Source organism: Vibrio sp. D420a, assembly GCF_030248625.1.
Lineage (GTDB): Bacteria > Pseudomonadota > Gammaproteobacteria > Enterobacterales > Vibrionaceae > Vibrio > Vibrio fortis_A.
In genome coordinates, this window is the sequence record NZ_JAHGAN010000004.1 from 94,040 (window position 1) to 106,215 (window position 12,176).

General features: G+C 44.2%; 11 protein-coding genes and 1 other RNA gene. 7 read left to right on the forward strand and 5 right to left on the reverse strand.

Going from position 1 to position 12,176, the window contains the following annotated elements; genetic code table 11:
• The first annotated feature begins 193 nt into the window (after nt 1–193).
• Nucleotides 194–784: a helix-turn-helix domain-containing protein gene (locus tag KI743_RS05455; RefSeq protein ID WP_285465488.1), complete on the forward strand. Its 591-nt coding sequence runs from the start codon at nt 194–196 to the stop codon at nt 782–784.
• An 89-nt stretch (nt 785–873) separates the two neighbouring features.
• On the opposite strand, the gene ssrA is transcribed toward KI743_RS05455, so the two are convergent.
• Nucleotides 874–1,240, reverse strand: a transfer-messenger RNA (tmRNA) gene (gene ssrA, locus KI743_RS05460).
• 67 nt (nt 1,241–1,307) lie between these two features.
• Entirely contained in the window at nt 1,308–1,793 is a 486-nt protein-coding gene (smpB, locus tag KI743_RS05465; protein ID WP_032551363.1) for an SsrA-binding protein SmpB, read from the reverse strand.
• A 118-nt stretch (nt 1,794–1,911) separates the two neighbouring features.
• Between smpB and KI743_RS05470 the strand changes: the two genes are divergently transcribed.
• On the forward strand, nt 1,912–2,340 hold the full coding sequence (locus tag KI743_RS05470; protein WP_032551364.1) for an SRPBCC family protein: 429 nt from the start codon (nt 1,912–1,914) through the stop codon (nt 2,338–2,340).
• A 2-nt stretch (nt 2,341–2,342) separates the two neighbouring features.
• Nucleotides 2,343–2,645 (forward strand): RnfH family protein, encoded by a 303-nt coding sequence (locus tag KI743_RS05475; RefSeq protein ID WP_285465489.1) that lies wholly within the window; start codon nt 2,343–2,345, stop codon nt 2,643–2,645.
• A 72-nt stretch (nt 2,646–2,717) separates the two neighbouring features.
• Here the strand turns inward: KI743_RS05475 and bamE are convergent, their stop codons facing one another.
• From bamE to nadK, 3 genes are all read right to left on the reverse strand, one after another.
• Nucleotides 2,718–3,077, reverse strand: coding sequence for an outer membrane protein assembly factor BamE (gene bamE / locus KI743_RS05480; protein WP_285465490.1), 360 nt, complete (start codon nt 3,075–3,077; stop codon nt 2,718–2,720).
• A 167-nt stretch (nt 3,078–3,244) separates the two neighbouring features.
• Nucleotides 3,245–4,909, reverse strand: a complete 1,665-nt coding sequence (recN, locus tag KI743_RS05485; protein WP_285465491.1) for a DNA repair protein RecN — start codon at nt 4,907–4,909, stop codon at nt 3,245–3,247.
• A 284-nt stretch (nt 4,910–5,193) separates the two neighbouring features.
• Nucleotides 5,194–6,078 carry an NAD(+) kinase gene (gene nadK / locus KI743_RS05490; protein ID WP_032551369.1) on the reverse strand — a complete coding sequence of 295 codons (885 nt, stop codon included), beginning with the start codon at nt 6,076–6,078 and terminating at the stop codon, nt 5,194–5,196.
• A 143-nt stretch (nt 6,079–6,221) separates the two neighbouring features.
• On the opposite strand from nadK, the gene grpE reads away from it, so the two are divergent.
• The 4 genes from grpE (at nt 6,222) to dnaK (ending at nt 11,967) form a co-directional block, all read left to right on the forward strand.
• The gene (grpE, locus tag KI743_RS05495; protein ID WP_032551370.1) at nt 6,222–6,803 is read left to right on the forward strand and encodes a nucleotide exchange factor GrpE; all 582 of its coding nucleotides are present in this window, start codon (nt 6,222–6,224) and stop codon (nt 6,801–6,803) included.
• A 323-nt stretch (nt 6,804–7,126) separates the two neighbouring features.
• Nucleotides 7,127–8,401, forward strand: a complete 1,275-nt coding sequence (locus tag KI743_RS05500) for a dicarboxylate/amino acid:cation symporter (RefSeq protein ID WP_032551372.1) — start codon at nt 7,127–7,129, stop codon at nt 8,399–8,401.
• Nucleotides 8,402–8,665: 264 nt separating this feature from the next.
• Nucleotides 8,666–9,703, forward strand: coding sequence for a polysaccharide lyase family 7 protein (locus KI743_RS05505; RefSeq protein ID WP_285465492.1), 1,038 nt, complete (start codon nt 8,666–8,668; stop codon nt 9,701–9,703).
• Between the two features lie 350 nt (nt 9,704–10,053).
• Nucleotides 10,054–11,967 carry a molecular chaperone DnaK gene (dnaK, locus tag KI743_RS05510; protein WP_285465493.1) on the forward strand — a complete coding sequence of 638 codons (1,914 nt, stop codon included), beginning with the start codon at nt 10,054–10,056 and terminating at the stop codon, nt 11,965–11,967.
• Nucleotides 11,968–12,176 lie beyond the last annotated feature (209 nt).

The window sequence follows — 12,176 nt, forward strand, 5'->3', positions numbered from 1 at the left end:
CGTTATGCTGTTAATTGTTGGGCCGTTGGAATCATAATAAGCTAGAAAGCCTGGCCAATATGTTAGGCAGTTAGCAATAATGCTTATGGCTTAATATGGGTTCATCGCGGATTAGCGGGGACTAAAAACAAAAACGGTAGTAAGTGATATGGTTTAGTCGCCAAACAAAAATCATACACAAACTACCGTTTTCATGCCGAATCATACTTTCCTATCTTCATTCTGGGAAGGCTTTCAAGTCGTAAAGTCTCACCAGACAACATCACTTATTACCCTAACTCTTGAACCGAACTCTAAAGCTAAGTGCCTTTGTGGTCTCGAGGCCGAGGCTATTCATGAGTATCAATGGCGTCATGTAAAAGAGACTATGTTGCCCGGTGTTCCTGTTGATCTTTCTGTTCAAACGCGAAGAACTAAGTGCCGTGAGTGCGGCATAAAAACAGAGTCTCTATCTTGGTTGGAGCCTTATGCTCGTATAACGAAGCGCTTAAAAAGCTATATAGAACAATTACTGCCTCTTCTTCCTATCAAGCATATCTCCCAGTTAACGAATGTTCATTGGCACACCATTAAAGAGATAGATAAACGCCGACTTAGAGATGTGGTACCGCCAGTGAAATGGAAGGAGCTAAGGCAACTCGTCATGGACGAGTTCGCCATCTTTAAAGGGCATCGAGAGCCTTTTATTTCTCGGCGATTGTCGAAAAGGGCGATGTGGAGCAGGGAGCTGATATCGGAAGTGCCAGATGCCCGTTTTGGTCGAAGAAAGATAGCGCATGTTTAGTACCTACTTTTAGTACCAACAGCTATTTAAGTGATTTCAAAATACAAAAAGGGCGATAACTCAATGAGTTACCGCCCTTTCCAAACGTTTGGTGGAGCTGGCGGGAGTTGAACCCGCGTCCAGAAACCATTCATCCTTGGCACTACATGCTTAGTCGATCTTTAAATTCACCAGTAACCTGCGAACCGACACGCTAGTTAAAGGCTAACCTGAATTATAATTCGCCGTTCATCTCTCAGGTGGGAAAATCCGGGCTAGCGCGTTTGGGTTTGATCTCTCGTTATTCCCCGTCTTACGTGCGGAAGCTAGGGCGAGAGAGCTCTGAGCAGGTTATTAAGCTGCTAGTGCGTAGTTTTCGTCGTTTGCGACTATTTTTTTGCGGCTTTTTACGTGGCCAACCGCCCCACGGCATGCACCTCAGACTGCAAAATTCCTGTCGAATCCTAAATCAGCCCCAAAGTGTTCTTGCATAGTACCAGAAAAGCTATGCCTGTCTAGCACTGTGCAGTTCAAGTGCTCAAGATTAACGCAAATTACTCTTCATAATTCGTGCTTTATCGCGAGCCCAATCTTTTTCTTTCATATCAGTACGTTTGTCGTGCAGCTTCTTACCTTTTGCTACGCCAATTTTGATTTTCGCCCAAGAGCGAGACCAGTATAGCGACGTTGCAACTAGCGTCATGCCTTCACGGTTAATACGACCGAATAGGTTGTCGAGTTCTTTTCTCGACATTAGGAGTTTACGGACACGTGTTGGGTTCGCGACAATGTGCGTACTTGCTTGTGTTAGTGGAGTGATAGTCATGCCACTGATGAATGCTTCACCGTCTCGGATGTAGACGTAGCTTTCTGCGATGTTCGTTTTGCCTTCACGAAGGGATTTTACTTCCCAGCCTTGTAGCTCAAGCCCCGCTTCAATCTCATCGTCGATGAAATATTCGTGGCGAGCTTTCTTATTTAGCGCAATGGTATTACTACCCGCTTTTGATTTTGATTTTTTCTTTGCCATAATGGCCTCATTATACGGATTGCGCGAAAGATGGGGAATCCTTTTTATTTGCGCTCTGGCTCAATACCATTAAAATTGTGGTTTGTTTAATGTAACGCTGTCTTTAACAGGAGTCTATATGCCAAAGGTTACTCGTTCAGCATTAGTATCATTTAGTGCTGACCAGATGTTTGACTTGGTCAATGATGTTGCTCGTTATCCTGAGTTTTTGCCGGGTTGTTCTGGTTCTCGTGTGATCGAATCTTCAGATTCAGCAATGGTGGCTTCGGTTGATGTATCGAAAGCTGGTATTAGCAAAACATTTACAACATCGAATCGCCTCGCGGAAGGTGCAGAGATTTTAATGGAGCTGGTGGACGGCCCATTTAAGAAACTGCAGGGCGGTTGGTACTTTACTCCTTTGGATGATCAAGCGTGCAAAGTGGAACTTAAGCTTGAGTTTGAATTCTCAAGCCGCATGATTGAAATGGCCTTCGGCAAGATCTTCAATGAGCTCACCAGCAATATGGTGAACGCCTTTACTCAGCGTGCGAAGCAGGTGTACTAAGCATGAGCATTGAATCAGACATGATCCACGTTGAAGTGGTTTACGCTCTGCCACATGAGCAGCGTGTATTTACACTGGTTGTGAACAAGAACGCGACGGTAGAAGAGATCATCGGCCAATCTGGCGTACTTGAGCTTTACTCTGAAATCGACCTATCTAAGAATAAAGTCGGTGTATACAGCCGTAACGTGAAGCTCGATGCCACGGTTCGCGATAAAGACCGTATTGAGATTTACCGTGCACTGCTGGCCGATCCGAAAGAGATTCGTCGTAAGCGTGCTGAGCAAGCAAAAGCGGCCAAGTAATTGGTTATACGTTCAAATAGCAAAAAGCCTGCAGTGTTGCAGGCTTTTTAGTATCTGGGGCATTTAGCGGTTTTATCGAAGGCTTTCGAAAAACTCATCACTCGCTTCAAAATCACCGTTGATGGTTACCAGTGTGCCTGTCGCGTTAAAGTTAACAATCAGGTTCTTCTGGATCGGAGCTTCGTGGCCTTTTTGGTGATGGTAAATGTAGTACCAAGTGTCTGGGTAGCCGTTTTCAATCAGCATTGGTGAGCCCATAACGTAACGAACTTGTGTCTTGGTCATACCAAATTTCAGTTGGTCGACAGCTTCTTGTTCAACGTAGTTACCCTGGTTGATGTCAATTCGATAAACCAACTTTTCTAATAGAGAACAACCGGTCAACATTGTTAGTGCAAGTGGAACTGCAACTAACCACTTCTTAATTCGCATAGTCTGAGATCTTTCTTCGCTAAAATACTGCCTGATAATAAACAAGCTCCAGCAAGAAGTAAAAAGCTCCTTGCGCTTTGAACTTAATATGACTGGCAATTTTGAAATAAGTTGCAAAATTGCCAATCTTTTTCAGAAAACTATCAGGTATTTGGCGAAAGTTTAATCTAAGCGGCGATTAACAGCTCTTTTGCGTTAGCGAGTGTTGAATCGGTGATCTGGCTGCCACCAAGCAATCTTGCAAGCTCAGAAATACGCTGTTGCTCATCAAGCGTGTGCATTTGTGTCTCTGTTTTGCCTGCTTTAGTGCTCTTGGCAACGAACAGTTGTTGATGACCACAACCTGCAACTTGAGGCAAGTGAGTCACACACATGACTTGTGTTGATTCACCTAGAGTACGCAGCATTTTTCCAACGACTGCAGCCGTTGGGCCACTGATACCAACATCGACTTCATCGAAGATCAGGCTAGGGGTATCGACTTTCTGAGCGGTGATTACCTGAATCGCTAATGAGATACGCGATAGCTCACCACCAGAGGCCACTTTAGCAATTGGCTGCATTGGTTGCCCTGGGTTGGTAGAAACAATAAAGGTCACGTTGTCCATCCCCAGTGGCGATGGGTGAGTATTGGTGTTGTTTACCTCAATCGCGAACTGCGCTTTCTCCATACTCAATTCGTGCATGCTTTGCGTGATCAGTTTGTTGAGTTCTTTGGCGTAGCGCACGCGAGACTTATGCAGTTTCTCTGCTTTAGCAACAAAGCTTTGGTAGTGCTGTTCAACTTCATTAGCCAGCTCATCCAATTTTTCATCAGAGCAATCGAGGTCTTCAATTTGCTGAAGAAGATCTTGGTGATGCTTATACAGCTCTTCTGGCAATACGTGATGTTTGCGTGACATCGACATGACTTTTGAGAAGCGCTCTTCGACAAATGCCATACGACCTGGGTCGACATCGATGCTATCAAGGTAAGTTCTTAGCTCGCTGTTGGTCTCTTCAATTTGGATGATGGCTTCAGAGAGCATGTTTGGTAACTCAGCCAGCCTTTCATCCAGTTCAGCCAGCTGAATTAGGGAGTGATTGGCCGATTGCAGAATACCAAGCGCATTAACTTCTTCACCTTCGTAAATAAGCTCGATAGCTTGCTGACAGGTTGATGCAAGCTCACCACTGTTGGATAGGCGTTTGTGCTCTTGTTCAAGCTCTTCATATTCTTCCTCCCCAAGTGAGAGTTCGTTCAGCTCTTTGATTTGGTACTCAAGCAGTTGTTTCTGTGCTTGATTCTGTTGGCTGTTGTCGCGCAGCTCTTTTAGGTGGTTATCTGCATGACGCCAAGTTTGGTAAGCGTTGCGAGTCGACTTCAGCAGGTTAAGGTGGCCCGCATATTGGTCAAGCATCGCCATCTGGTAGTCGCTTTTCATCAACTGATGGTGTGCGTGCTGACCATGGATATTAATAAGCAGCTGTCCTAATGATTTTAGTTGTGAGAGCGGAACAGGGCTGCCATTAATGAAGGCACGTGAACGACCTTCTTTCGAGATGGTACGGCGAAGAATACATTCGCTGCCATCCAGTAGCTCGTTATCTTCTAGCCAACGAGTCGCATGTAAGTTGTTATCCAGTAAAAATGCAGCGCTGACTTCGGTTTTCTCTTCACCTTGTCGTACCATGCCTGCATCAGCTCTACCACCAAGGCATAAGCCCAACGCATCGATAGCAATAGATTTACCTGCACCCGTTTCACCGGTGATGGTTGTCATGCCTTTAGAAAGTTCTAGCTGTAAAGACTTAACAATAGCGAAATTATTAACACTTAGATGAGCCAGCATTTTTATTTACCTGTATAACTGAACAATACTGTATATAAGTTCAGTATATACTGTTTCTTTATACAGTAAAGTAAGCAGGTGAATATTTTTTGTGAGATCGATCAAATCAAACCTCGTTCGTAGGTGCCTGATATTGATGTCTATTTGCGAAAAGAGATTCCAGACACCTCGTTCCTCGGTTCTGGAATGACGGTATGAACAGGGCTTAGAAGGCGAGGAAGCGTATGGGTTTCAGGCAATAAAAAAGCTGGCATATAGCCAACCTTTCATTTTTCTTTGTGCCGTTAGAACAACTTACTCGACCAACCGAGTTTGTTTCGCAGAACGTGGTAGTAGCTGTAATCCTTAGGGTGGATCAGCTTAAGGACGTTTGGGCTCTGGTAGATATGGATCTCGTCGCCCGGCGAAACTGGTAGAGAAATTTGGCCGTCACAGCTTACTTCTTGAGTGCCGCGATTGTCTGGGGAGACGATCAGTTTGATGTGGCGTTTGCCGTCAACGACCAAAGGTCGGCTCGATAGGGTGTGTGGGAACATCGGCACCAAAGAGATAGCATTCAAGCTTGAAGACAGGATCGGGCCACCACCAGACAGTGAGTAGGCAGTAGAGCCAGTGGGTGTTGATACGATCAAGCCATCTGAGCGTTGTGAGAAGGCGAAGCTATCATCAATGTAGACTTCAAACTCGATCATATGAGCGACTTGGCCTGGGTGGAGTACCGCTTCGTTAAGTGCTGCATTGTGGCTTTTTATTTGGCCGTGGCGATGGATCTCTGTTTCAAGTAGGAATCGTTCTTCCTCCATGAACTCACCATTAAGCACATCAGTTAACGCTGATTGGAAATTCTCTGGGTTAAGATCGGTCAAGAAGCCGAGGTTGCCACGGTTTACACCAATCACTGAGATATCGAATCGAGACAAGATTCGCGCAGCGCCGAGCATGTTGCCATCACCGCCTACAACCACCGCCAAATCCGCTCGTTTTCCGAGTTCGACTAAGCTCGAGAATCGCTCTTTAGGGATGTCGTCTAAGATACTGGCTAATCTGTCGTCAACAAACACTTGATAGCCTTCAGCACTTAACCACTGATACAGCTCTCTATGAGTCTGAATTGCTTGTTGATCTCGAGGTTTACCAATGATGGCGATGACTTCAAATGGCTTTTTCATAAGGTTTCCAAACGAATTAGGCTTGAATCAAAATTCTTCATCCCCATAATAAAGGCAAGTTGAATGACTATGCGAGTGTTTTATATCAAATTGGGCGCTAATACGCCGCTCACTGGCATAGAAAACTGAATTCTGGAGATATCATGAGCAACGAAGAAAACAAAGTAACGGAAGAAGAGCTAGATCAGATCATTGCTGAGGCAGAGAAAGTTGAAGCAGAAGCGCAAACTGAAGAAGCTGCTGACGAGCAAGAAGCAAAGATCGCTCAACTAGAAGCAGCTTTGTTGTCGAGCGAAGCGAAAGTAAAAGAGCAGCAAGATTCTGTTCTACGTGCGAAAGCTGAAGTTGAAAACATGCGCCGCCGTACTGAGCAAGAGATCGATAAAGCGCGTAAATTTGCTCTAAACAAGTTTGCTGAAGAGCTGCTACCAGTTATCGATAACCTAGAGCGTGCAATGCAAGCAGCAGACGCTGACAACGAAGTGGTTAAGCCACTGTTTGAAGGTGTTGAGCTTACGCACAAAACGTTTGTAGACGTAGTGGCTAAGTTTGGTCTTAAAGAGATCAACCCTGAAGGCGAAGCATTCAATCCTGAGCTTCACCAAGCAATGTCGATTCAAGAGAGCCCAGATCACGAGCCAAATACAGTAATGTTCGTAATGCAGAAAGGCTACGAGCTAAACGGTCGTGTGATTCGTCCAGCAATGGTTATGGTTTCAAAATAAATCACTGAACCATGTGAAATACAGAGAGAGGCTTCGGCCTCTCTTTTTTTGTGTTTAAAACAGCGAAAGGCCAATAAATAGGCAAAAAAATAGTTTTGGGTATGTCGTTCTTTTTATTTTAGCGATTTCAGGTGGTTAGTGTAATATTTTATGAAACTAGTTGTTTTTAAATAATTGCTCTGATGTCACATTTGTAATTAATATGTGAAATAATACTTTCAATTGTTATCTTGATATGTAAAATCTCCGGCCATATCGAGATATCACTCGTATATATAACTATAAAAGTACACTTTTCAAACATAACAGACTGGAGATAAACGATGGATAAATCGCTCTCAAGTAAAATATTTGTAGGTTTGTTTGCCGGCCTACTTATCGGTACTGCAATTCAGTACCTATTCAGCGGTATTGCGATCTTTGACACTTACCTACTTGGTGCTGCGGAAGGCGCTGGTGGTATGTTCGTTTCACTAATTAAACTTCTTGTTGTTCCACTTGTTTACGTATCTATCGTTTGCGGTATCGTTGAACTGAAAGATATCCGTTCATTTGGTCGTCTTGGTGGTAAAACCTTTGCTCTTTACATTATCAACACCATCATCGCGATTTCTGCTGCACTAACTATCGGTTTGATCTTCCAACCGGGTGCGGGTGCTAGCCTAGCGGGTACGGTTTCTGAGACGATTGCTCTAACAACAACTGAAACTCCAGATATCTTCTCTCTGGTTGTGAACATTGTTCCTAGCAACCCAGTACAAGCGTTCGCAAGCGGCGACATGCTTCAAATCATCTTCATGGCGATTCTAACTGGTCTTGCTATTCAAGCTCTTGATTCTCGTGGTGGCCCAGCTATCAAGACGTTCAAGATGGCTAACGAAATCATGATGAAGCTTATCGGCCTTGTAATGAGCCTAGCGCCATACGGTGTATTCGCTCTTATGATTCAGCTAGGCGCAACGCTTGACGCAAACACGCTAATGTCGGTAGCAGGTTACGTAGCACTTGTTGTTGCAATGTTAGTGTTCTGGATTTTCTTCTTCTATCCAGCAATGGTTGGTGCGTTCACAGGTATTTCTCCAAAGCAGTTCCTACGTGCAACTCGTGAGCAAATTCTATTCTCACTATCTACTGCAAGCTCGAACGCGACAATTCCTGTAACAATGCGTACTCTTACTGAGAAGCTGAATGTTTCTAAATCTGTAGCGGGCTTCGGTGTACCACTAGGTGCAACAATGAACATGTCTGGTGTATCTATCTACATCGCACTAGCAACTATGTTCGTAGCTAACGCATTTGGTCAGCCAATCAACACTGCAGACATCTTTACTCTTGGTCTAACTATCCTGCTACTGTCTATCGGTGCTGGTGGTGTTCCAGGTGGCGGTGTAGTAATGGTAGGTGTTCTATTGCACCAACTAGGTCTACCACCAGAAGGTCTAGCAATCGTTGCAGCTGTTGACCGTATTTGTGACATGTTCTGTACTTCTTCTAACGTAGTTGGTGACACAGCAGTAAACACAATTGTTGCTAAGTCTGAAGACGAAATCGGTGTAGAAGCAGACAAAGAAGTTGAACTGAACAAAGCAGAAGCTTAATCAGAAAAATCTCAACTGAATCCTAAAAGCGAGGCCTAGTGCCTCGCTTTTTTCGTCTGCAGTTTTCCAATAGAAGCGGTGCGGTAGCGAGCTGAAAATCTGAATAGAGATTAAGGTAAGGAAAGACCATTCGTCAGTTTTGTGAATGACAACATCAAAATGATTCACGGCTCTGTAAATATCTAAGACTGATCACATATAATAATACAATATTATTTTATATTCTTTAACAACCTACATTCAGACGACATTAAGGAAAATAAAATGAAGTTGTCCTACCTTAGCTTAATTACCGTTGCTGTTTTGGCGACCCCTGCTCTTGCCGCTGATACTGATATGGCGAGCCAGTTCAACCTTGATCCTGCAAAGGCGCCAGCGCAAAACTTTGACCTATCTAAATGGAAGATCAATCTGCCAGAGCTGACTACCGAAGGCCCTCGCAAAGGAAAAACGCTGGAGATTGCCAAGACTGAGCTTGCTAATGTAGAGACACCTTATGTTCACCCTGAATGGTTCTACACAGATAAGGAAACCGGTGCGATGGTGTTTGTTGCACCAAATACAGCACCAACTACACCAAATAGTAAGAATACGCGTAGTGAACTGCGTGCAATGTTAGGTGACGACTACGCTGCGCCAGACAACAACTTTGTAGTGTCGAGCCATAGTAATGCCAAGGATTATGGTTCCATTGGTGGCCAGATGACGGCAACACTGTCGGTTGACCAAGTGAGTACCAGTGGCAACTATAAAAAGACAGGTGCGTTCTCTGTCGTGATTGGTCAAATCCACGGTTCAGACAATGAACCACTGAAGATTGTTTATCGTAAATTGCCTGAACATGAGCATGGTTCATTAGCGTGGAACTACGAGTTAAACCCACCGAAAGAGCTGAAAAATGCCAAAGATGAAAATGGTAAGAAGCTGCGTAAAGACATTCGTCATGATGTGTTTGGTAAATACAACCTGAAGAAGGGCAGTGCAGACCCAGTTGATGGTATCAAGCTGGGGGAAGTCTTCTCTTATGATGTCGATATCAAAGATACCATTATGCACCTAACGTTCACTAAGAATCCAAATTCGGACTCACCAGTCGTGAAAACGTACGAAGTAGATTTAGCGGCGGGCAAATATCAAGGCCATGATGTTGACTTAGGCTATGGTCAGGACTGGATGTACTTTAAAGCGGGTGCTTACAACCAGTGCAACACTAAGAGGTCGAGCTCAGCGTGTGAATGGCGCGGTATGGATGCGGGCGACTACACCAAAGCCAGTTTTTATCAACTGGTCTTAAATCAGTAATCCTCAATAAATATTTATTTTAAAAGGCCTTCTATATGAAGGTCTTTTTTATGGAAAGAGGAATATGGCTGAGGTTTTAATGTGGTGTTAAATGCGAGGCATTCTCAACTTTAGAGCCTTAACTGGCAAGGGATCGCTCACTTTTTACCTCTATGAAAAAAGATGGAGAAAAAAATAGATTTTTTTTACCTATTCCCTTGAAAACCAGTTTGCCGCCCTTATCTATGGTGCATACGAAAGCAAATTACATTTGCACTTTAATTTTGTGTGTCGGGGTTGAATCCCCGGTAACCACCCCCACATATGTGGGTATAGCAAAAACTAAATAGAATTATTTCGGAGATAGCCTGATGGGTAAAATCATTGGTATTGATTTAGGTACTACTAACTCTTGTGTTGCTGTTCTTGACGGCGACAAACCACGCGTAATCGAGAATGCGGAAGGCGAACGCACAACTGCGTCAGTAATCGCATACACAGAAGGCGAGACGCTAGTTGGTCAACCTGCAAAACGTCAAGCTGTTACTAACCCTCAAAACACACTATTCGCTATCAAGCGTCTAATCGGTCGTCGTTTTGAAGATGAAGAAGTACAACGCGATATCGAAATCATGCCTTTCAACATTGTTAAGGCTGACAACGGTGATGCATGGGTAGAAGCGCAAGGCCAAAAAATGGCTGCTCCTCAAGTATCTGCTGAAGTACTTAAGAAGATGAAGAAAACAGCTGAAGACTTCCTAGGTGAAGAAGTAACTGGCGCTGTTGTAACTGTTCCTGCTTACTTCAACGATGCACAACGTCAAGCAACTAAAGATGCTGGCCGTATCGCTGGTCTAGACGTTAAGCGTATCATCAACGAACCAACTGCTGCTGCTCTAGCTTACGGCCTAGACAAGCAAGGTGGTGACCGCACTATCGCTGTATACGACCTTGGTGGTGGTACTTTCGATATCTCTATCATCGAGATCGACGAAGTTGAAGGCGAGAAGACATTTGAAGTTCTTTCTACTAACGGTGACACTCACCTAGGTGGTGAAGACTTCGATAACCGCATGATCAACTACCTAGTAGACGAGTTCAAGAAAGAGCAAGGCATCGATCTTAAGACTGATCCACTAGCAATGCAGCGTGTTAAAGAAGCAGCAGAAAAAGCGAAAATCGAGCTTTCTTCTACTACTCAAACTGACGTAAACCTACCTTACGTTACTGCTGATGCGACTGGTCCTAAGCACATGAACATCAAAGTGACTCGTGCGAAGCTTGAGTCTCTAGTTGAAGACCTAGTACAACGTTCTCTTGAGCCTCTAAAAGTTGCTCTAGCAGATGCTGATCTATCTGTAGGCGAAATCACTGACGTTATCCTAGTTGGTGGTCAAACTCGTATGCCTATGGTTCAAGCTAAAGTTGCTGAGTTCTTCGGTAAAGAAGCTCGTAAAGACGTAAACCCTGACGAAGCAGTAGCAATGGGTGCTGCAGTTCAAGGTGGTGTTCTAGCTGGTGACGTTAAAGACGTACTACTTCTAGACGTTACTCCTCTATCGTTCGGTATCGAAACGATGGGTGGCGTAATGACTAAGCTAATCGAGAAAAACACAACTATCCCTACAAAAGCGGATCAAGTGTTCTCTACAGCTGAAGACAACCAAAGCGCGGTAACTATCCACGTACTACAAGGTGAGCGTAAGCAAGCGACTTACAACAAGTCTCTTGGTCAGTTCAACCTAGAAGGTATCCAACCAGCACCACGTGGCATGCCACAAATCGAAGTAACTTTCGACCTAGATGCTGACGGTATCCTAAACGTATCTGCGAAAGATAAAGCGACTGGTAAAGAGCAGAAGATCACTATCCAAGCATCAGGCGGTCTGTCTGAGGAAGAGATCGAAGCAATGGTACAAGAAGCAGAAGCTAACAAAGAAGCGGACAAGAAGTTCGAAGAGCTAGTAACTGCACGTAACCAAGCTGACCAAATGATTCACGGTACTAAGAAGCAAGTAGAAGAAGCTGGTGAAGCTCTACCTGCAGACGAGAAAGAGAAGATTGAAGCAGCTATCTCAGCTCTAGAATCAGTTAAGTCTGGTGACGACAAAGAAGCGATCGACGCTAAAGTTCAAGAACTTATGCAAGCAGCTCAGAAGCTAATGGAAATCGCTCAACAGCAAGCTCAAGCTCAACAAGCTGGTGCTGAAGCCGGTGAGCAACCTAAGCAAGACGACGATGTTGTTGACGCTGAGTTCGAAGAAGTAAAAGACGACAAAAAATAATTTTTCGTCGCTATAACACGTGATTTCTGCGTCGAAGGTACTCACTTACATTTGTAAGCTCCGTGCCTTCTCCTTGAACTAACGTGTTTTAGCTTAGAAAAAGTCGTTTTTCGATTTCTAAATATGCGGGCGTCAGAGGTAACTCTCACGCCCGTAAATTTGTATTTAGGCTGTCAATCTAGATAATGGCTCTCGAATCTCGAATCTCG